Here is a 21,468-nt window from a genome sequence, read left to right as displayed (position 1 = left end):
TCTTTCAGATAATTCCTGAAGAAGTTAAAGAGGTTAATTTGAATCTGATCAAATCAAAATCAGATGCTAGTCTGAGGAAATTCAAATGTGTGGGCTAAAGCCAACTCCAGACATTTGAGGATTCGTCATAGCTTCGTACAGCTTCGTAATGAGCAACTCTACACATCGTTTCAGACGCCTGTCTTACTATAGATGTATCAGGAAGTTGTCATCTTCCTTTCAATAGAATCTTTCGCTCTATTTCAGTTATACAGCAACCTCTCAAACAAAGTCCACAGTAGAATTACAGAATTTAGCTTGTATCTCTATAAACTGATCACTCAGTAAATTTACGGAGATAGAGCGATCGCTATCAATAACTATCAATAAAATTAAAAGTTTAATTGGGGTTTATTCGGGCTGTTGCCATTCTCCTTGTAGCGTAAACGCCGCCCAAAAATAGGGTGATGACCATTTATTTTGTTGCCACATATCAATTTGAGCGACTCGTAAAGCGGCAACGGGGGATAGATTTTGTTGTAGCATTCGTTGATAAAATTTCACCATTAATTCTGAAGTAGCTTGATCATCCACTTTCCACAAACTGACCACAACTCGGGGCGCTCCTGCATACATAAATCCCCGCGTTAAACCAACTAATCCTTCGCCTTTAATATTTTCTCCGAGTCCCGTTTCACAAGCACTTAAAACGGCTAATTCCGCCGATAAATTAAGGTTAAAAATATCATATAAACGCAAAAAACCATTTAACGGTTCACCTGCTTCATCCACTAAAGATAACACTAAACCCGAAAGTTCTGGGGTTTCGCTGTTGAGTAAACCGTGTGTTGCAAAATGCAGTATTCGATATTGACTCATTTGTTGTCCGGTGACAAATTCTCGGCGGGCTGAAAAGCCAAATTGTTTGATTGTATTATCGGTTGAAATCAAGTCTAAAATTCGTTCTGCTTCTTTCTCTGTAAAGGGTAAACGATCAAACAAAACTCCTGATTCTCGTGCCGAACGTTCCAACTCTGGGGGTAACGGTTTGATCTTTTCTGGAACTACATTTCTGACTCGATCATCTTGATAGCTAAAAACTGGATCAGCGAGTATAGCTAAGGCTTTAGGCGCAGGACTTCTAGCCTTAAATTCTTCACGTAAAACAGCTAAAGTCGAAGCAGAAGGAATCGTAACAATTTCATGTTTAACAATTAACGGTGTCCAGTCAGTTTCTAGAATTAAGCTTCCAGGGGTTGGTAAGGCGTTAAACGGTACATATTGTAAGACTCCATCGGCGACAATTAATAACCGTTTTTGATTGAGGTTTTCTAATTTTGGTAAGATTGTACTGGCTAATTTTTGTCCAGCATCTTCTGCAAGTGTTCGGCGAATTCGTTGAGTTGGAAGTAAAAAAGAATCTCGAAATGCGGTGACTTTTGTTTCGATTTCTTCCCGTCCGGGGAGTTCATAACTTTCTATATAATTGGGCGTTACCACCCATAAATAACTGCGGTTTTCTCCGAGGGAATATTCTAATAAAACGGTTTCGGAGTCGAGAATTTGTTGTTGAATTTCAGTTAAGGTTAAGGGTTGGGGTTGAGTTAATGCGGCGTAATTGGAACTGGTGGCGCGAATTTCAGTTAATAAAGTGCGATATTTTTGGAGTAAATCATCAATTTCTGTATTAATTGTTTTTCTTTGTTCTTCTGTATGTTCGCCGCTGAGTAAGCGAACTCGCAACTGTTCTAAGACGCTGAGTTGTTGTTGCAGTTGTTTCTTTTCTTCTAATAATTTGGGGTTAATTCCCGAGGTAATTTCTCCCCCAGACTCAGCTAATATTTCTAATAAACTTCTCGCCCTGGCGCGTTCACTGGCTTGTAAAGCTAACCCATCATAACCCTTTTCAGGACTTTGTTTATGAAGCTGCATTAACAAGTCAATATAAAATTCATAATACTCCTGTTTAGAGGCAAAAAAGGAGGTTCTTAAATCTTGGCGTTCAACTTGTGTTCGCAAATCTTCAATAATTTCTAATGCCGTTTCTATGGTTTTAACTGCGGCTTCTAACTGACCTTGTTCTCGTTGGATTTGAGCAATGTAGTAAAGACTAAGGGGTTCTTTAGTTCTGTCTCCTACCGTTTGTCTAATTTGTAAAGATTGAGTACAAATTTCTAAAGCTTGGGCTAAATTTCCCTGTTTAAAATCCACATAACACAGATTATTTAACGTGCTGGCTTCTCGGGTGTGGTCTCCGATTTTTTGCCAGAGGGGTAAGGCTTGATTGTAAGTTTGTTGGGCGATTTTAAGTTGATTAGATTGAGCATAAATATAACCCTGATTATTTAAAGTAGCTGCTTTACCGCGAATATTTCTGATATCAGATTGGCTCGGTAATGCTCTCCAATAATTCAACGCTTGCTCGTAGGTTTCTTTGGCTTTTTCTAAATCTCCTTGTTCAGAATAAACCTGACCAATATTATTTAAAATTAAAGCTGTTGTTTTTAAATCAGCAGAACTTTCGGAACGTTGTAAGAGCGACTGCGCCTGTTGATAATAGTTTAACGCCAGATTGAATTCTCCCAAATCATAATACACCAAACCGATACTATTTAACGTGGCTGCTTCTGCCGATTCTAAGCCAATTTGTTGACGAAGAATGTAAGCTTTTTCATAGGCTTCTAAGGCTTTTTGATATTCGCCCCATCTGAAATAAACCTCAGCAGAAAGCTCTAAAATCGGCGCTTCCCAATACTCCGGTTGAGACAATTCAGGGAGTAACTGTAAAACCTGACGATAATAATTTAAAGCGGCTTGATATTCTCCTAAGTCAGAATGAATTAAACCTAAAAATTGTAAAGTTGTTGCGGCTTGAGTAAAATCATCTTGTTCTCGCCACAGTTTTAAAGCAATTTCTAACTGTTCAATCGCTTGATATAAAGCGGCACTTGTTCCCTGACGATAGTGATTTAAGCCAGCTTTCAGGGCTTGTTGTGCCGGATTATTAGAATTAACTGCAAGTATCATTTCTTCCCTCAACGCCCTATCCAAGAGGTTAGAGGGGTTGACTGACTCACTTGAGGCGACAGGCGCAGTCTTTCCTGATAACAGAACACCCAGTATAAAAGTAACTTGAAGTATTCGGTAAAACCACTTATTCAAGATTTTGTTTTGTTTTTGTTCGCAGGTCATCGTTTATCTTAAAATAGTTTTTATACCAATCTTGAGGAGTTCGCCTCAATCTTTGATGTACACTTTCTAGTCCTCTTTTTTAATTTTAACCGCTAAATCAGATGATGCCATTAAACTTAACTTTCTCTCACCATCGTTACCAGAAAACCATCTTGAGTCTGCTGTATGGTTTGTTTTTTGCTGTCGGGTTTGGACTGTTTAATATTCCCGCTTTTGCTCAAATTGATTTGGCGACTGTTCAAGAAATTTTAGATGGAGAAGAAGTCTTCATCGAAGAACAGCAAGCAAAAGTCGAAGACCGAGCCGATTTGGGACAGCTTATTCGGACTCAAGAATCCCGTGCGAGCATAGAATTTAATAACGGCGCAGCAGGACGGATTGGAACAAACTCTCAGGTTACTGTCGGTCAATGTGTTGATATTCAACAAGGTCAAGTGGTCGTTAGTGGGCCGGCAAATGGTTGTATTGGAGGATTTTCTGTTGGGGTAAAAGGTACACTTTATATTATGGAAACGGACGAAGATGGTACCGGAAATATTAAAGTATTAGAAGGAGAAGTTGAAGTCACTTCTCAAGAAACAGGTGCCGTTCCGATTATTCTCAGGGAAGGTCAAAAAATTGGCGTTTTACCCGGTGTACTCGGACAAATCCAAGATATTACCCCTGAAGAATTGGCTTTAATTTTAACCGGAGAACTCTTTTCGGGCTTTAATATTCCCATTACACCAGAAGGTGCATTACAATCAATCTGTCAGCGAATTGTTCCGTCTGGTTTTAGTTGTGCAGCCAATGGAGTTCCGACTCCTAATGTTCCTTCTCCTCCGGTGCCATCCATTCCTAGACCTTCGATTCCTGGTTCTCCTTTCTAAGTTGAATTAACCCTTTAAAACATGAATTTGCTTGAGTCTGTTTTGAGTTCAATTGTTTTGTCGCTTTCGACCAATCTTGATAATTTAACAGTCGGGATGAGTTACGGACTCCGAAATTGGATTATTCCCACTTCTGCTAACTTTGTGATTGCGATTCTTTCAGGGTTAAGCACCTGGATTTCGATTCATCTTGGGGATCAAATTCGTCACTATCTACCGAATAGTTTAGCGGGTTATTTAGGAAGCTTAATTCTGATTGTTATTGGTATTCTCAGCATTTGGCAAACCCTCATCTCAGACTCAAGTGAAACTGAAGAATTTACCTCTCAAAATTCTATCAATAGACTAAGTTTAAGAACTGCAATTTTATTAGGATTAGGTTTAACAATTACCAATTTAGGAACAGGTGTCGGAGCAGGTATTGCTGAATTTAATGTCGGTTTAACCAGTTTTTTTAGTTTTGGTTCGAGTTTACTGACGATTGGCGGAGGTTACTGGTTTGGGAAACAGTTCAATCAAAAACCTCTGGGAATTGAATTAGGATTAATAGCCGGATTATTACTGATTATCTTGGGAGGATTTAACCTATCTGGTGAGTTTTAACTCTTTAGGCAGTCTTTAAATAAAAGTTTGTAAAGCCAATAAAACCCCCGGTAAAGTGATAAACGCAAGTAACGTTGAAACGACAACAACTCGTGCAGTTTGACTGGCATCTCCTCCAAATTCATGCACCATTAAAAAAGCAGTAATTGCAGTTGGCATTGAACTCTGCAAAACTAAAACCTTTAAATCTAAATCTTCTAACCCTAATAGTTTACCCACTAAAAACGCAATCACAGCACCCCCTAAAAGACGTAAACAACTCGCTCCCACTTCATATAAATTGAAGGCTAACCGATGACTAGCAATTTGGATTCCTAACATTAATAACGCAACTGGAATAGCCGCATTTGCTAATAAGTTTAAGCCTTTATCTAAGTTCAAGGGAAGCGGAACATTAAACACTCGTAAACAGATTCCAAAAGTTACCGCCCAAGTGAGAGGAAGTTTCAGCATAAACTGTATTGAAGAACGAAATCCCCCACTTTGTAAAAAAGCCGGAACCGTCATTAAAACAACAATATTCCAAGCAATTAAATACACAATTGCCCGTTCTAATCCCGCCTCTCCCAAAGCAAATAAAGTCACCGGAAGCCCTAAATTTCCGACATTAGGTAAAGCCGTTGTTGTGACTAAACTCTTTTTTAAATCCGTTGTGAACTGTAAATAATGGCTTAATTGCCATGCTAAAACACATAAAATAATAAATGTAATTAAAAACCCAATCGTAATCGAAATTGCATTTTCACCACTGAGCGTTGTTTTGTAGAGATTATCAATAATTAAAGCCGGAAATATACATACAAACTGAGACGAGAAAGGGTAGATTGATCGAAATTTAGCTTTTTTCCGACAATAAAGCCAATCAAAACAATACAAGCTACAGGCAAGATTGCGGAAAGAATAACAATCATAAATTATGCTCAATGCGCTCAAGTTCTTCACGTACCACTCGGCGTAGGATTTCTTCCAAAGGTTCGCGGCTTTGCTGAATATGTTGACGTAATACTTCGTTAATTAATGTTTGGTAGTTCCCCCCACTTACTAAGTGAACTTGTTCACGACACCATGCTAACACCTCATCATCTAAGCAGATTGTGATGCGCGTTTTTCCGGGTAAAATTGGTTCGATTGCCCCTCGTTTACCTTGATTAAAATCATATTCTGCTTCCATGATTATTCCTCCTCATACTGTTGTCGTTCTTTTCGGGTTGCTTTGCGAGCAGAAATCAATCGAATCTCATCCTCTCGCACCGTGTAAACAACAACCAGAATTCTACCAAAAGCATCCATACCGACTGTGATGAACCGTTCTTCTTCAAATCGCTCGTCTGTAATCGTAATTGCCAGATCATCTGAAAAAATAGATACTGCGTCAGCGAAGTCGATACCATGTTTGCGAAGATTGGCTATTGCTTTATCCCTGTTCCATTGGTAAGCCATCTAAATTATACTATGCACATTTGTACATACTACAAAGCCTCTCACTCAGTCTGCCTTTACACTTAGATTATAGGATAGCATAATATTTTTAAATAATTTAAACTCATCTATTTAATCCTCCACTTTCGATGGATATCTTAACACCTTAGAGACGCTCTAAAAGAACGCCTCTAGAGAATTTCCAGGCAATTATGCGGCGGGAACTAAACCACTATGAACCAACAAAGGTTGAGTAATCGGTTCACGTCCTCGGAAAGACTTAAAGACTTCCATGGGATGTACACTTCCACCCAAAGCCAAAACCGTTTCTCGGAAACGTTTACCTGTTTCAGCCATTGCTTTTTCATTTTCTAATCCCGCTTCTTCAAAGGCAGAAAAAGCATCCGCACTGAGAACTTCAGCCCATTTATAGCTGTAATAACCTGCTGCATAACCTCCCGAGAAAATATGCCCAAATGCACATAAAAACGCATCTTCCGGTAATGGTTTCAACACTGTTGTATTTTGAGCAATTCGGTTTCTGACATCAATAACCGTTTCATTTCCTCCCGGTTGATAACGATGGTGCAATTCCAAATCAACCCAACCAAAATGAAGCTGTCGTAACATCACCGTACCACTCATATAGGTCCGTGCAGCTAGCAACTTTTGATAATAATGTTCAGGTAAAGATTCTCCAGTCTGATAATGTTTAGCCATGCCAAACAAAGTCACCCGATCATAACACCAATTTTCCATAAATTGGCTCGGCAACTCCACCGCATCCCACTCTACATTATTAATACCTGCCGCCCCCGGATAATCAACCTTCGTCAACATATGTTGTAAACCGTGACCAAATTCGTGGAATAACGTTTCCACCTCACTAAAGCTCATTAAACTCGGTTTATCATCCACAGGTGGCGTTTGATTACATTGCAAATAAGCCACAGGTAAACAAACTGTAGATTTACCATTTTCTGTGATTTTTGACCGAGTAATACACTCATCCATCCAAGCCCCACCCCGTTTTTCTGAGGGACGACTATAGGGGTCTAAATAAAAGTAAGCGATGGTATTTCCGGTGTCATCAATGACTTCAAAATAACGAACATCTTCATGCCAAACGGGGGCATGACCATCAGCCGAAACAATCGTCACTCCAAAAATTCGTTTGACCAAACCAAACAACCCTTCTAACACTTGAGGTAAGGGAAAATAAGGGCGCAGTTCTTCATCGGTAAACGCAAACTTTTCTTCTCGTTGACGTTCGGCCCAAAAACTCATATCCCAGTGTTTCAAGTCTTCTGCTTCTGGGGCATTTTTAGACGCAGCAAAAGCTTTCAGGGCTTCAAAATCTTTGAGTGCTGCCTCATAACTAACAACACGTAATTCTTCAGATAACGCCTCGACAGCCTCCACACTGGGCGCCATTTTAGTGGCTAAACTCAACTCAGCATAACTACTAAAACCCAGTAACTTAGACTTTTCTTGACGCAATTCTAAAATCCGTTCAATTAACGGAAAATTATTCAACTCGCCGTTTGACGCCCGACTAATATAAGCCTTAAAAACCTGTTCTCGTAAGTCTCGGCGTTTACTAAACTTTAGGAAAGGGCTGAAACTGGGAAAATCCAACGTAATTCGCCAGGGGCCTTTTTCAGCGGTCGCGGCTTCGATCCCTTCCGCACGGGCGGCTTGAGCGGCTAAACTCAATAAACTCGGCGGTAAACCTTCAATGTCTTCTGGTTCAGTTAAAGTCAAACTAAACGCTTTTGTCGCATCTAAAACATGATTAGAAAACTTAGTCGAAAGTTCCGCTAGTTCTAGTGCGATCGCATTATAACGATCTCGTTTTTCTCCTTCTAAACCCACACCAGACAGTTCAGCATCCCGAATTGCTGCCTCAACAATTCGCTTTTGGGCTGAATCTAAATTTTCCCATTGTGAAGACTCATGCAGTGCTTTAAACGCTTTGTAAAGGGCTTGACTTTGATTCAGTTTATTAATAAACTCTACAACTTTTGGCTGAACTGTTTCATGGGCTTTTCGGAGTTCAGGACTATTTTTTACCCCCATCAAATGGTTAACCACACCCCAACTCCAGGTCAACCGTTCCTCTAACCGTTGCAATGGTTCAACTAAACCTTCCCACGTCGGTTGTACATTGGCTTCGAGGGTCGTGAGTTCGGTATCAAGTCCCTCGATCAGTTCCATCATCTCCTGCACCACTGTCTCCGGCTTGATCATCTCAAATGGAGGGAGTCCTTTTCCTCGCAATAAGGGTTTATCTGTTTTTGTGGTGTTCGCGATCATTCCTTTTTCCTGTAGGGGTCACTCAATTGTTATACCAAGTTCTAGGGGTTTAGTGCAGCAAATGGCCGAAAATAAACTAGAGTCTCCACCGGCAAATGATCCGAACCCGTCGAAGCCAACACCTTTGTCATTTTAGACTCCCCATCTGGAGAATACCAAATATAATCAATCCGAAACAGCGGATAATCAAGAGTTTGAGTCGAATTTTTAATCAGAAAATTGAGCGGCCAACCTTGAGGCCAGGTTAAACCTAAACCCCATCCGGACTCTCGAAAAGCATCCCGTAAAACTTGGCGCAATCGATGATAATCTTGAGTTTGGTCGGTGAGATTAAAGTCACCCGCTACAATTACAGGGTTTGTTTCTTTCTGTAGTCTTTTGACTAAATCGATGATTTCTTCGGAGCGTTCGCGATAATCATAAAAGGGGATTTTAAAAAAGGGTAAAATCTGGTGAAAGCGAATCCAAGGCGAAATGGTTTGAATATTATAAAGCGTTATTTCTTGTTCGTTAATCCTGGCAATTGCCCGCTGCTGAAATTCCGAATGATCGGCCAAGTGAATGGTTTCGGTTGCCCGGAGAGGAAACTTACTTAAAATGGTTGTTCGAGGCGATGAAAATTGGTAAGGATAAGCCTCTATTAACTGAGGAAAAGCTTCTTCTTCATGGATTTCGGTCACTTCTTGCAAGAACACCAGATCGGGAGTTCGATTTAAAAGCAGTTCAACTAATGTTTCCGGTGATGTTTTGTTCCAACTGTTGTTTAAACATAAAACTTTGATTGGATTGGAGTTAATTGTACTGGGATTGGGAGAGGCATAGTTTTGATGTAACCAACCGAGCAGTAATAAACAAGCTAAACTCGATAAAATCGTTAATTTTCGCTGTTTAATAATCCCAAAACTCAACGGGGGTAAGATAAATAAAGGGAACAGAATCCAGGGGATAAAGGTACTCACAAAACCCACCGCCCAAAATTCATCCCAAAACAGGAATCTGAGTAGAAAATAAACCAGCAAAAAACCAGCATAAGTGTAAACAAATCCTTGAGTTAATCGCTGAAATATTTGAGAGAATGATGAATAAATCCGAAAAACAGACATAAAAATTATCTCCGCTCAAATAGATTTAGCGTAGCTTGATCAAGTTTGATAGCCAAAACCCTAGATGTAGTGTATGATGGTGAATCCCTGTTGAATTCCAATTCCCCTAATGGCTGTGAATCATCTGATCGAGTGGAACGCAAGCTGCGTTGACGAACAACTGACCCAACTTAATGTTACACCCTTAGAAGGCTATCGTCCATTTGATTATCTGCTCTATTCTGACACCTTACCCCGACGCAATGATGGTCGAATTAGCGATCGCATTCTCAACCGCTATCAACACCTCTACGATGGCGGTTGGTGGTGTTCGGGAATTGATATTCTCACCGGAAAAGATGACGTCTGGGGCTGTTTTAAACCCGTTCATCCGCGTATTATTGGCGAACATAACAAAATTATTAAATACGAACATCCCCCCCAAACTCCCACCGGAATTTTTGCGTTAAGAGTCTCTAAAACCATCTGGGAACGCATCGCCCAACGTTATGATTTAACTCTTTCTGAAAAAGATATTAAACCCGATCAAAGCGATCTGGGGTTTTGGGAGTGGGCGATCGCTCATCGGGAAATTCCTTTATGTATTACCGAAGGCGCCAAAAAAGCCGGGGCGTTATTAACTGCGGGATATGTCGCCATCGCCCTTCCGGGCATTCACGGGGGTTATCGCGTACCCAGAAATGAGTGGGGAAAACGGAAAGGAATTTCCCGTTTAATTCCCCAGTTAGAAAAATTGGCGACACCCAAGCGGGAAGTTTATATTGTTTTTGATCAAGATAGTAAGCCCAACACGATTAAAGCCGTTAATACTGCAATCAAACAAACGGGTTATTTACTGACTAAAAACGGGTGTTCTGTTCATATTGTCACTTGGAACTCTCACTTCGGAAAAGGAGTTGATGATTTAATCTTAAGCCATTCTCCCGTTGCTTTTGATCATGCCTATGAAACCGCAATTTCCTTAGCAGCTTGGCAAGCATTATCATTTAATCGCCTGACATTTTCGGCTAATATTCAAGTCAATCAACGGTATTTATCCGATCTTGCTATTCCTCAAACCGCCAAACTCATTGGCATCAAATCCCCCAAAGGAACAGGTAAAACCCAATTCATCGAACAAATCGTTCAACAAGCCCAAAAACAAGGTCAATCGGTCTTAGTCATTAGCCATCGGATTCGTTTAGTTGAAGCATTGTGTCAGCGATTTGGGTTAAAATATCTCCAAGAAAAAGATCCAAAATCCTCTCCAGAACAGAATCCGGGTTATGGTCTTTGTATTGACTCTCTCCATCCCGGTTCCCGTGCAAATTTCAACGCCGAAAATTGGTCGGATAGTATTGTTATTATCGATGAAATTGAACAAGTTTTATGGCACGGATTAAATTCCGATACCTGTCGCCACCAACGAGTTGCGATTCTCAAATCTCTCAAATCTCTGATGCAAAATGTGATCGGAGGACAGGGAAAAGTCGTGATTGCGGATGCCGATTTAAGTGATATTTCTATCGATTATCTTCTCGCTTTAGCGGGAGTCCCTCAAACCCCTTTTATTATTCACAACGAATGGAAACCGCAAACAGAAGAAGCTTGGTCAGTTTCTAGTTATAGTGGAAATACACCCAAACAACTGGTTAAAGATTTAGAACAACATATTGCTGAAGGCGGTAAACCCTTTGTTTGTTTATCCGCACAAAAATTAGCCAGTCAGTGGGGAACTTGTACCCTAGAAACCTATTTTAAAACCCAATTTCCCAACCTAAAAATCCTGCGAATTGATTCAGAATCTCTCGCCGATCCTACCCATCCGGCTTATGGTTGTATCAATCAACTCAATTCAACACTCAAAAACTACGATATTGTCTTAGCTTCGCCCTGTATTGAAACCGGAGTCAGTATCGATATTAAAGGACATTTAACCTCAGTTTGGGGAATCGCTCAAGGCATTCAGGGAGAAAATTCGGTACGTCAAGCTTTGGGACGAATTCGTGAAAACTTACCTCGTTATTTGTGGGTAGCGACTCATGGGTTTAATCAAGTCGGAAATGGTTCCGTATCTATGGCAACTTTACTCAATTGTAATCATCGTTTAACTCGTTTAAATATTCGCCTCCTGCAACAATCTGATTTTGCCAGTTTAGATGACTTAGAAATGGGATTTCAAGCCGAATCATTACTCTGTTGGGCGAAAATGGCGGTGCGGTTTAATGCGTCAATGAGTCGGTATCGAGAGTCAATTCTAACGGCCTTAAAATCAGAAGGTCATCAAATTTTAGAAGTTCCGCTTGAAAAGAGTCCTTCCCAAGCCCATTCTACCTCAAATAGCAAACAAAATCAAAACAATAAAAACTCATTGCGTCCGAGTTTATCAGAAATGATTTCAGCAGTTCGTGATCAAAACTATCAAGCCGAATGTCAAGCAATTTCTCAAGCAATAACAATTGGCGATCGCCAATATCAAGCCCTACAAAAAAAGCTACTAAAAACTACTCCAGAACGACGTTCACAGCGTAAATACGAGTTAACCTTAAAATATGGAATTCCGATCACGAGCGATTTAATCGAAAAAGATGATCGAGGATGGTATGATCAACTTAGAATTCAATACTTTCTAACTCTGGGTCGTCCTTATTTAAGTCATCGAGATGCAGCGATCGCTCATCGATTAATTGAACAAGGTCAAGGGAATATATTTGTTCCTGATTTTAACCGTTCCCAACTGGGGGCGATGATTGGAATTCTGGAATTACTCGGAATTCCGGCTTTAATTCAAAATCCCCAACGAGAATTAAAAAATACCGACACAGATTTACAGAAAATCACAGACATTGCATTACGAGATCGGTTAGCGATTAAATCAATTATGGGAATTGGATTAGCTAAAAATTCAAGTCCAATCGTTGTGATTAGGCGATTTCTAGATAAAATAGGATACAGTTTAGAATGTTTGCGGTTAGAACGTCATCAGAAAAAACGAATTCGGGTTTATCGGATCGTTGAACCCGATGATGGACGCTTAGAAGTCTTTCAAAAATGGTTAGCTTGTGAACCTCAATCTCCGGGACAGTTACCCCCCCAAACGGAACAATCCCTAAATGCGATCACAACAATTAACTCAGGAAAAGCAGAATTTCAACAACTCTGTTTCCAGTTTTAAACCCACATTCAAACCATAGGAACAACCTACAGAGTTGTCTAAAAAGCGGTTTTAAGGATAAGTTATCAATTAAGGAATCAGTCAGCAATTCCATGATCTCGAAAACTTGACTAATTAGATTGCTGACAGAATAAAGCTTTAAAATCACCGACAATTTGTAAAGTCTCTGTAAAACTTCAGTAAAACCACTGACAACTCTAAAAGAAAATGCAATGATGATAAATAGCAATACCGAAGACCTCCAAGAGAAGGGAATGGTTCTCGATAAGTTGCTGAATGGATTGATTGTTATAAAACCTATGGGTGTTTACCTTAAGAGTTAAAGTTTCAGAAATATTCTGAATAAAAACTCTAACTTCTCTTTCAAAAGGATCATCTAAGTTTCCTGTGGTCAATTCTCCTGTGTTCAATGTTTTCTGTGTGTGATTTGTTTAAAGCTTGAGTTTTCTGTGGTCAATTGAAACAAAAGTCTCGACTTCGGTTGGGGCTATTTTTTTGTTTACCTAACCCTAAATCCCTCGCTTTTGAGGAGAGGGATTTTAGCCATAACCTCATCTGATATCGGACGAATCAATAATCCCAAGCATAGAGGCGGCTTGGTGCAATATTTTTACCCACCGCAGCCAACATTAAAAGATTTCATCAGATTTGTCATTTTCTTGTCATAATTAGTTGTTACTCTACAAATAGACCAGAAATTTAATTAATCAATCAAAGATATCCCATGCCTACAACCTCCTTAGAAAGACCGTTCACCCCTAGCCGTATTGAAATTTCCATTGAAGACATAACAACAAAAGTAGCGAGTCCTGTCCAATTCAAATCCGATCCAATTCATGCCGTGAATGACAACGAGCAAGATTATGACTATGACGTGGATCAAGGTTGGGGTCTCCGTCGCCGTCGCGGTCAATATCAACCGAGTTTTCGATCAACTCTGCAAGATTAATTAAACATCAGATTAAAAACCATTAACTATGAAACTTCAACTCAAATTTGCAACTGCTTTTAGCCTCCTATTAACGAGCTTAATGATTCCCATCAAGCCAAGTTTTGCTCAAGTTCCGATTGGAGAAATCCAACGAACCCAAGGTATAAGCATTTCTGGAGTGGTTACCACAACTTTTGGGAATAAATTTGTAATTGAGGATAATACCGGACAAATTCTCGTCTCTTTAGGCCCGCCCTGGTATCATCAAATTCGGATGAATCAAGGAGAAAGAGTCACCGTTGTTGGCGAATATGACGATAATGAATTCGACGCTTTTACCATTACCCGTCAAGACGGAACTGTATTAAATATTCGTCCTGTTTCTGGCCCTCCACCCTGGGCGGGTGGCCCCAATCGTCGAGGTAATATGCAAGGGAATTTTCCAGCCATTAATAATAGTTCTAGGTAGTCTTCATGCAAACCTTTGCAACTCTTTTGGCTCCTCATTCTGGGGAGTCTTTTCTACAAAATAATTGGCTCAAACAAGCCATTATTATCTGCGGTAATTCTCCCCACAAATTCAGTCATCTATTTTCCTGGCAAGATTTCAATACTTTACTCAACTTTCATCATCTAACTTATCCTGAAATTCGATTAGCAAAAAGCGGTCAAACGTTACCAGAAAAGGCTTACGATAACCTGATTAAAAGTTGTCAAGACGGGGCAACTGTCATTATAGATAGTCTACAGACTCGACTCCCTGTTCTTGCTGAATTTACAGCTAACTTACGCAACGAACTCGGACATCGCACTCAGATTAACGCTTATTGTTCTTTCCCTGGATCTCAAGGTTTTGCTTGTCATTATGACTCCCACGAAGTCTTTATTCTACAAATTTCGGGTGATAAACATTGGCGAGTTTTTTCCCCAACCTTTGAATTTCCCCTCTCTAAACATCGTTCAAATTTACTCGATCCCCCAACCTCTGATCCCTATATTAATCAAGTCTTAAAACCCGGAGATTTATTATATATTCCGCGTGGACATTGGCATTATGCTGTTGCGGTTGATCAACCTTCTCTCCATTTAACATTAGGAGTAGACTGTCAAACCGGAATCGATTTTGCAGACTGGATGACTGAAGAACTGCAAGAAAATCCCCTTTGGCGCAAAAGTTTACCTCTGTTAAATTCAACTCATCGTCAAGCTTGTCGTCAACATCTGCGTGATTTAATTCAAAAATGGATTGAACAGTTAAAAACTGATGAATTCATTGATCGTTATCTCGATGAACAATTTATCCAGGGACAACCCTCAACCCAATTTGGTTTTCCTGCACAAGTTGGGTTTTCTCTGTTTCCTGAAGGCAAAAAAACTCAATTTTATCGCCCTCCAAAACCTGTAAAAATTACGAATTTATCTGAATATCGCATCGAAATTTGTACAGCCAATAAACGCATTACCCTGAAAGGAATCAGTCAAGAAGTGATTGAACGTTTATTTCAACAAACAAGGTTTTCCGGTATTGATCTTTGTAATTGGCTACCCAAGTTTGACTGGGAAGCCGATATTTGCCCGATGATGACCCAATTAGTTTTATCTGGTGTTGTTCTTGTAGAACCCCCTCAATTGTAAAATGAAATCACCAAAATAATCCCTGAAAAAAACAGAGATTGAGGATAAAATTATTAAGATTGAGGGGGAACTGTTAAAGGTGGATAACACAAGTCAATTTCTTCTACTAACCACCCGCCAAAACTGTTGAGAAATTTGCTAATTTTTACCGGATCATCAATGGGGTTAATCGCCCAAGTTAATGCTTGATACATTTGAGATTGCTTTTCAGGAAAATAACGGGAAAATAGTTGATAACAAGGATATAAATCACGAGTATAACATTGAGCCGTTTCCATGACAATTTCAAACCCAGAACGAACAATACGCTTCATTATCCATTGACATATTTTTTGAACAGTTGCAGATTCCGTTTTACATAACTGTTGTAAATCGATCAGAACTCGTTGTAAATCTTCTTCTAAATTAAACCCATGACTAACCGCATTAATATCCGGTTTATACGAGGGAAACTGTAAGCTAATATCTTCACCGCAAACACAAGCAGCTTGAGTTTTTAGCAGCATTCTGAGATGATTATAATTCTCTAAATTAAAATTTAATAAACCCTCCGCTTCTAACGCTTTTAATTCCACGCCAGTACAAAACGGATATTCAAGTTGTAACTGTTTTTTAACCGGATCAAACCAAGAGTCATCAAGTTGTAATTTTTCTGTGTTCACCACAGCAAAACTATCTAAATCAGACACCCCAGAAATGGCTTTGCCGACGGCGACAGAACCCCGAATATAAATACTATGAATCGCCTCATTCCAATACGTTTGATAGGCTAATATTACCCGATCAACTAATAACCGCCATTCAGCAAGAATTTTATCAATACTGGCTTCACGGATAATAAACCCCGCCTCATCAACAGTTAACATTTGACCAATTTCTAAAATTTCTCCCATTTGACTAACCACTAAATCAATAGAAAAATGACAGTATCTCCCAGAAAAAAGAGGATGGGGAGATACATTAAACCCAAAAATAGAGTCATCGGTTGCCCGCATCTCAATTGGTGCGGAATGCACTGCCGCACAGCACGAGGATTTGAAATCCAAGTCGGTCAGCAGCGGAGTAATCTGCGTGCGTGGGCTTCGCCCAATACCAGTTGCTCTATGCAGGCGTGACCCCAAGACTGCGCTGGACTCACGGCATTGTCGCGCTGCATTGACGCAGGGTACGAGTCCGAAGCAGGCTCCGGCGATCATCGCCGGAGTACCGATGACCGTTGGTCAGCTTAAACCCTGTTATTTTCCACTTCAGCAACCCGTCGTTTAACCTTAACCACACTATCAGGATTTAACGAAATCGAATCAATTCCCGCTTCCACTAAAAACTCCGCAAAATCGGGATGATCACTCGGCGCTTGACCACAAATTCCAACTTTTCGCCCCGCTTCATGGGCGGTTTTAATTAAGCGTTGAATCATCCGTTTAACTGCCAAATCTCGTTCATCAAATAAATCCGCTAATTCTCCAGAATCGCGATCTACTCCTAACACCAACTGCGTCAAATCATTAGTTCCAATCGAAAACCCATCAAAGCGTTTGGCAAACTCATCAGCTAATTCAACATTAGACGGAAGTTCACACATCACATAAACCTGTAAACCATTTTCTCCCCGCTTCAAACCATTACTTTCTAACACCTCCAACACCCGATCTGCTTCTTTTAACGTGCGACAAAAGGGAATCATAATAATCACATTATCCATCCCAATCACTTCTCGCACCCGTTTAATCGCCTTACACTCTAACGCAAACCCTTCCCGATAGCGATCGCTATAATACCGCGAAGCCCCCCGAAATCCTAACATCGGATTGGCTTCTACCTTTTCAAATTGTTGACCCCCAATCAAATCTGCATACTCATTCGTTTTAAAATCACTCATCCGTACAATTACAGGTTGAGGATGTTGAGACGCAGAAATTTTAGCAATTCCTCGGGACAACAAATCCACAAAATAATCCGTTTTATCTTCATATCCGTGCGTCATTTCAGAGATTTCGTGACGAATCGAATAATTCGTAATTTTGTCAAAATGAATCAACGCCATTGGATGAACTTTAATGATATTATTAATTAAAAATTCCATCCGGGCTAACCCAATACCATCAGCGGGAAGTTGCCACCACCGAAACGCCGCAGTTGGACTACCAATATTCATCATAATCTTTGTTTTGGTTTGTGGAATATCCAACAAACTCACTTCTTTTGACTCAAATTCTAATAAACCTTCATACACATAACCTTCTTCCCCTTCTGCACAAGAAATCGTGACTTCTTGGTCGGCTGGCAATAATTGGGTCGCCTTTCCTGTTCCTACAATTGCCGGAATTCCTAACTCTCGACTAATAATTGCTGCGTGACAAGTTCTTCCCCCGTGATCGGTAACAATTCCCGCCGCTTTTTTCATAATAGGAACCCAATCGGGATCAGTCATTTCTGTGACCAAAATCGTTCCTTCTACAAACTTTTCAATATCCGTCACATTCCGAATTAAACAGACTTTTCCACTGGCAATCGCATCCCCAACACTCAACCCCACTAACAAGCGATCGCTTTGTTGTTTCAATGAATAAGTTTTTAAAGTCCCCGCCTGTTTTTGAGATTGAACTGTTTCTGGGCGGGCTTGTACGACATAAAGTTCACCTGTATCCCCATCTTTTGCCCACTCAATATCCATCGGACAACGATAATGTTCTTCAATCAATTCCGCCCATTTTGCAAGTTGTAAAATATCCTCATCATCCAACACAAAAGATTGTAATTCAAACAGAGAAGTAGGAACCGTGCGCGTTGTTTTTGTTGTTCCAAACGCATAGATCATTTTTTCCTGTTTATTCCCCAAACTTTTCTCAATAATGGGTTTTAAATCCGGTCGCTTTAATAAAGGTTTAAACACTCGATATTGATCCGGTGTGACTGAACCTTGAACCACCAATTCTCCTAATCCCCAAGCGGCTGTAATTAAAATATCATTAGGAAAACCCGTTTCGGGATCAATAGAAAACATCACTCCAGAACAAGCTTTATCCGATCGCACCATTTTTTGAATAACAATAGACAGGGCAACATCCATATGATTGTACCCTTTTGTTTCCCGATAACTAATCGCCCGATCTGTAAATAAAGAAGCATAACATTTGCGGCAAGCTTCCAAAACTTCCTCAGTTCCAGTAATATTGAGATAGCTTTCTTGTTGTCCAGCAAAACTAGCATCAGGTAAATCTTCAGCCGTCGCACTACTGCGAACCGCAACATCAACTTCTTCGAGGTTATAGCGATCACAAAGTTGACGATAACCTTCTCGAATTGCTTCGGCAATTTCATCTGGAAACCGAGAACGAACTAATAAACGACGAATGGTTTTTCCCGCTTTTTCTAGCGGAATTTCTCCCTTTTGAAACTGTTCAATTTGATACAGAATTTTGGATTGAAGATTGTTAGCTTCTAGAAACTGCCAGTATGTTTGAGCCGTAATCGCAAACCCATCCGGAACACGAATCCCTTTAGATTTCAGGGATTTTACCATTTCTCCTAAAGAAGCATTTTTCCCCCCAACAATGGGAACATCATTCACTCCAATGCTTTCAAACCAACGAATATAGGAACTTTCCTGAGTCATGGTCATTTTTTCCTGGGTGTTGTCTTGTGTGTTCTGTTCAATTATGACAAACCTTTTTCAAAAGTAGTGTGCAAAAATTTTAGTTAATTCTTGACTAAAAATCTGAATTCAACAGCTAGGTTTGGAAATTAAACCCAAATATTTATCAATTCTTTCTCAATAGCTGAACCCATCAATTCATCCTCATATTCTTAGTTTTTACAATTTTCTCCCTTAATTTTATTCGGATCACATCCAAAATATAAAAACAATAAATCAGCCCCTTCTTGATCCATCTCAATCAACTTTTGTTTAATCGCTTGCAAGGCTAAATGAGAAGGTTGAGTACGTCCTCGTTCCCAACGATTCACCGTTTGAAAGGAAACACCCAGTTGCACCGCTAATTTTTCTTGGGAAAGTCCTAAACGTTTGCGTAACGTTAAAATCAAAATCGGAATACTTTTTTTCATATGAATTAAGCTCATTTCCATAACAACTTCAACCTCAAAATCAAAAACCTTAACAAAGGGTATAACACCCTTCTATTGATATTATTAATCTTTAGTTCGAGGACGACTTCCTCTGAAGGGATGAACAGATCGGGTGATTTCCGTAACCCCCATTCCGCCTATCCCTTCTCTAAAATGAGGCTAAACCGATGAATCTTCGCCTTTAAACTGTAGTTTACGTCACAATAGAGAAAGTCAAAGCCAAAAAAATCGATGACCACAGCAACACCACAACACACAGAAACCCAACTTCCGCCTTTAATTTCCCGTGATATACTCTTTGGGAATCCTGAACGGACTAGCCCTTCCCTCTCACCCGACGGCAAGTTTCTCGCCTACATCGCCCCAGACGACAAAAACGTGCTTCAGGTGTGGCTGCGAACCGTCGGACAAGAAGATGATCGCCAACTCACCGCCGATAAAAAACGAGGAATTCGGGCTTTTTTCTGGACTTATAACCCGGATCAACTAATCTACGCCCAAGACTCCGACGGCGACGAAAACTGGCACTTATACCTGGTCAACATTCAATCCAATATTGTCCGGGACTTAACGCCCTTTCAAGGGGTACGGGCGCAGGTTGTCGATCTCGATCATAACTTTCCCGAAGAACTCCTCGTCGGGATGAACCTCAACAACCCCCAAGTCTTTGACGTTTATCACATCAACCTGAAAACCGGCGCTGTCGAATTTTATACCGAAAACCCCGGAAACATCGTCAGTTGGACAGCAGACAGTCAGTTACAAATTCGCGCGGCTACAGCCACAACACCCGATGGCGGTTATGATTTACTCTATCGAGAAACCCCCGATCAAGCTTGGGATACCCTACGGCATTGGGGGCCAGATGAAGAAGGCGGAGCGGTATACTTTTCTAACGACGGTAAAACCCTCTATATTGTCGGGAATCATGATGCTAACGCCGAACGTTTAATTGCATTCGATCTGGCGACTCGCACCGAAACCGTGATCGCCGAAGATCCTCAATATGATGTCGGAGGTATTCTCGCCCATCCCACCACCCGCAAGCTAGAAGCCGTTTCCTTTTATAAAGATAAACAAGAGTGGCGCATTCTAGACTCTGATCTCGAAGCCGACTTCGCCGCCATCCAAGCCATTCGTCCCGGTGAATTTGGCATTCGTCGCATCTTAACTGACGAAAAATGGTTAGTGAGTTTTGTCGATGATGATGGCCCGGTTTCCTACTACGTTTATGATCGCCCTTCCAAAACCAACACCTTTCTATTTACCAACAAACCCAAACTAGAAGGGTTACAACTCGCCCCGATGGAACCCATCTCTTTCACCACCCGAGACGGGTTAACCATTCACGGCTACCTGACTAAACCCGTCGGTGTTTCCACTCCAGTACCGACAGTAATGTTAGTGCATGGTGGCCCCTGGGCGCGAGATGTTTGGGGTTATGACTCCGAGGCGCAGTGGTTAGCCAACCGAGGTTATGCCGTCTTACAACTCAATTTCCGGGGGTCTACAGGCTACGGGAAAGCGTTTGTGAATGCGGCTAACCGGGAATGGGCGGGGAAAATGCACGATGACTTAATTGATGGCGTCAATTGGTTGATCGAAAATAACATCGGCCAACCCGATAAAATAGCGATTATGGGCGGATCTTATGGTGGTTATGCCACACTGGTGGGGTTAACGTTTACCCCCGATGTGTTTGCTTGTGGGGTCGATATTGTCGGGCCGAGTAATTTAATTACACTCATGCAGAGTATTCCGCCCTATTGGGAGCCGATTCGTGCTAATTTTTATCATCGAGTGGGTAATCTGGAGACAGAAGCGGAGTTTTTGAAATCCCGATCGCCTTTATTTTTTGTCGATCAAATTCAGAAACCGCTATTGATTGGACAGGGCGCCAACGATCCTCGGGTGAAACAAGCTGAAAGTGAACAAATTGTCGAAGCGATGAAACAAGCCAAAAAGCCTGTAGAATACGCTTTGTATACCGACGAAGGGCATGGGTTCGCTCGGAGCGAAAATCGGTTACACTTCTATGCGATCGCCGAAGAATTTCTCGCTAAATATTTAGGGGGTCGGTTTGAACCGATTAATGAAATTTCAGGTCATTCGGGTGTCGTTCAGTCTTATTCCTAACTGCAAAGTGAGGAAATTAAGAGTTAAGAATTAAAAAAATATCAT

General features: G+C 40.7%; 16 protein-coding genes. 7 read left to right on the top strand and 9 right to left on the bottom strand.

From position 1 onward, the window contains the following. Positions 1–390: 390 nt before the first annotated feature. The gene (locus M595_RS13265; protein ID WP_040484079.1) at positions 391–3,006 is read right to left on the bottom strand and encodes a CHAT domain-containing tetratricopeptide repeat protein; all 2,616 of its coding nucleotides are present in this window, start codon (positions 3,004–3,006) and stop codon (positions 391–393) included. 266 nt (positions 3,007–3,272) lie between these two features. Here M595_RS13265 and M595_RS13260 point away from each other — a divergent pair, with 266 nt between their 5' ends. Both M595_RS13260 and M595_RS13255 read left to right on the top strand, forming a co-directional pair. Continuing rightward, positions 3,273–4,040: a FecR family protein gene (locus M595_RS13260; protein WP_238987078.1), complete on the top strand. Its 768-nt coding sequence runs from the start codon at positions 3,273–3,275 to the stop codon at positions 4,038–4,040. Positions 4,041–4,061: 21 nt separating this feature from the next. Beyond that, the gene (locus M595_RS13255) at positions 4,062–4,643 is read left to right on the top strand and encodes a manganese efflux pump MntP (RefSeq protein ID WP_023066800.1); all 582 of its coding nucleotides are present in this window, start codon (positions 4,062–4,064) and stop codon (positions 4,641–4,643) included. A gap of 15 nt (positions 4,644–4,658) precedes the next feature. Here M595_RS13255 and M595_RS13250 read toward each other — a convergent pair whose 3' ends face one another. The 5 genes from M595_RS13250 to M595_RS13230 form a co-directional block, all read right to left on the bottom strand. Next, the gene (locus tag M595_RS13250) at positions 4,659–5,519 is read right to left on the bottom strand and encodes an AEC family transporter (RefSeq protein WP_023066761.1); all 861 of its coding nucleotides are present in this window, start codon (positions 5,517–5,519) and stop codon (positions 4,659–4,661) included. Positions 5,520–5,550: 31 nt separating this feature from the next. Then, positions 5,551–5,814, bottom strand: a complete 264-nt coding sequence (locus M595_RS13245; protein ID WP_009782565.1) for a BrnA antitoxin family protein — start codon at positions 5,812–5,814, stop codon at positions 5,551–5,553. Positions 5,815–5,816: 2 nt separating this feature from the next. After that, on the bottom strand, positions 5,817–6,083 hold the full coding sequence (locus M595_RS13240; protein WP_009782566.1) for a BrnT family toxin: 267 nt from the start codon (positions 6,081–6,083) through the stop codon (positions 5,817–5,819). Positions 6,084–6,272: 189 nt separating this feature from the next. Then, complete coding sequence (locus tag M595_RS13235; protein ID WP_023066766.1) at positions 6,273–8,378, bottom strand: M3 family metallopeptidase; 2,106 nt, start codon at positions 8,376–8,378, stop codon at positions 6,273–6,275. 41 nt (positions 8,379–8,419) lie between these two features. Next, positions 8,420–9,481: an endonuclease/exonuclease/phosphatase family protein gene (locus M595_RS13230; RefSeq protein ID WP_023066798.1), complete on the bottom strand. Its 1,062-nt coding sequence runs from the start codon at positions 9,479–9,481 to the stop codon at positions 8,420–8,422. Between the two features lie 109 nt (positions 9,482–9,590). Between M595_RS13230 and M595_RS13225 the strand changes: the two genes are divergently transcribed. The 4 genes from M595_RS13225 to M595_RS13210 all read left to right on the top strand — a co-directional run bounded on the left by M595_RS13225 (position 9,591) and on the right by M595_RS13210 (position 15,201). Further along, positions 9,591–12,635, top strand: coding sequence for a plasmid replication protein, CyRepA1 family (locus tag M595_RS13225; protein ID WP_052001772.1), 3,045 nt, complete (start codon positions 9,591–9,593; stop codon positions 12,633–12,635). A gap of 724 nt (positions 12,636–13,359) precedes the next feature. Beyond that, entirely contained in the window at positions 13,360–13,584 is a 225-nt protein-coding gene (locus M595_RS13220) for a hypothetical protein (RefSeq protein ID WP_023066797.1), read from the top strand. Positions 13,585–13,612: 28 nt separating this feature from the next. Then, a complete protein-coding gene (locus M595_RS13215) occupies positions 13,613–14,035 on the top strand; it encodes a hypothetical protein (RefSeq protein ID WP_023066774.1) in 423 nt (140 codons plus the stop codon). Between the two features lie 5 nt (positions 14,036–14,040). After that, the gene (locus M595_RS13210) at positions 14,041–15,201 is read left to right on the top strand and encodes a cupin domain-containing protein (protein ID WP_023066804.1); all 1,161 of its coding nucleotides are present in this window, start codon (positions 14,041–14,043) and stop codon (positions 15,199–15,201) included. 53 nt (positions 15,202–15,254) lie between these two features. Here M595_RS13210 and M595_RS13205 read toward each other — a convergent pair whose 3' ends face one another. The 3 genes from M595_RS13205 to M595_RS13195 form a co-directional block, all read right to left on the bottom strand. Further along, complete coding sequence (locus tag M595_RS13205; protein WP_023066755.1) at positions 15,255–16,196, bottom strand: hypothetical protein; 942 nt, start codon at positions 16,194–16,196, stop codon at positions 15,255–15,257. Between the two features lie 230 nt (positions 16,197–16,426). Beyond that, a complete protein-coding gene (ppsA, locus tag M595_RS13200; RefSeq protein WP_375339244.1) occupies positions 16,427–18,823 on the bottom strand; it encodes a phosphoenolpyruvate synthase in 2,397 nt (798 codons plus the stop codon). A gap of 185 nt (positions 18,824–19,008) precedes the next feature. After that, positions 19,009–19,287, bottom strand: coding sequence for a helix-turn-helix domain-containing protein (locus tag M595_RS13195; RefSeq protein WP_023066789.1), 279 nt, complete (start codon positions 19,285–19,287; stop codon positions 19,009–19,011). Positions 19,288–19,518: 231 nt separating this feature from the next. Between M595_RS13195 and M595_RS13190 the strand changes: the two genes are divergently transcribed. Then, complete coding sequence (locus tag M595_RS13190; RefSeq protein ID WP_023066776.1) at positions 19,519–21,423, top strand: S9 family peptidase; 1,905 nt, start codon at positions 19,519–19,521, stop codon at positions 21,421–21,423. The last annotated feature ends 45 nt before the right edge of the window (positions 21,424–21,468 follow it).

The organism is Lyngbya aestuarii BL J, from assembly GCF_000478195.2.
In the GTDB taxonomy this organism is placed as follows: domain Bacteria; phylum Cyanobacteriota; class Cyanobacteriia; order Cyanobacteriales; family Microcoleaceae; genus Capilliphycus; species Capilliphycus aestuarii.
This window is presented reverse-complemented; position numbering and strand designations above follow the sequence as displayed.

Bases quoted from the DNA above. Each gene is read 5' to 3' on its own strand.
- M595_RS13265 (WP_040484079.1), bottom strand. From the start codon at position 3,006: ATGATACTTGCAGTTAATTCTAATAATCCGGCACAACAAGCCCTGAAA.
- M595_RS13260 (WP_238987078.1), top strand. From the start codon at position 3,273: ATGATGCCATTAAACTTAACTTTCTCTCACCATCGTTACCAGAAAACC.
- M595_RS13255 (WP_023066800.1), top strand. From the start codon at position 4,062: ATGAATTTGCTTGAGTCTGTTTTGAGTTCAATTGTTTTGTCGCTTTCG.
- M595_RS13245 (WP_009782565.1), bottom strand. From the start codon at position 5,814: ATGGAAGCAGAATATGATTTTAATCAAGGTAAACGAGGGGCAATCGAA.
- M595_RS13240 (WP_009782566.1), bottom strand. From the start codon at position 6,083: ATGGCTTACCAATGGAACAGGGATAAAGCAATAGCCAATCTTCGCAAA.
- M595_RS13235 (WP_023066766.1), bottom strand. From the start codon at position 8,378: ATGATCGCGAACACCACAAAAACAGATAAACCCTTATTGCGAGGAAAA.
- M595_RS13230 (WP_023066798.1), bottom strand. From the start codon at position 9,481: ATGTCTGTTTTTCGGATTTATTCATCATTCTCTCAAATATTTCAGCGA.
- M595_RS13225 (WP_052001772.1), top strand. From the start codon at position 9,591: ATGGCTGTGAATCATCTGATCGAGTGGAACGCAAGCTGCGTTGACGAA.
- M595_RS13220 (WP_023066797.1), top strand. From the start codon at position 13,360: ATGCCTACAACCTCCTTAGAAAGACCGTTCACCCCTAGCCGTATTGAA.
- M595_RS13215 (WP_023066774.1), top strand. From the start codon at position 13,613: ATGAAACTTCAACTCAAATTTGCAACTGCTTTTAGCCTCCTATTAACG.
- M595_RS13210 (WP_023066804.1), top strand. From the start codon at position 14,041: ATGCAAACCTTTGCAACTCTTTTGGCTCCTCATTCTGGGGAGTCTTTT.
- M595_RS13205 (WP_023066755.1), bottom strand. From the start codon at position 16,196: ATGCGGGCAACCGATGACTCTATTTTTGGGTTTAATGTATCTCCCCAT.
- ppsA (WP_375339244.1), bottom strand. From the start codon at position 18,823: ATGACCATGACTCAGGAAAGTTCCTATATTCGTTGGTTTGAAAGCATT.
- M595_RS13195 (WP_023066789.1), bottom strand. From the start codon at position 19,287: ATGGAAATGAGCTTAATTCATATGAAAAAAAGTATTCCGATTTTGATT.
- M595_RS13190 (WP_023066776.1), top strand. From the start codon at position 19,519: ATGACCACAGCAACACCACAACACACAGAAACCCAACTTCCGCCTTTA.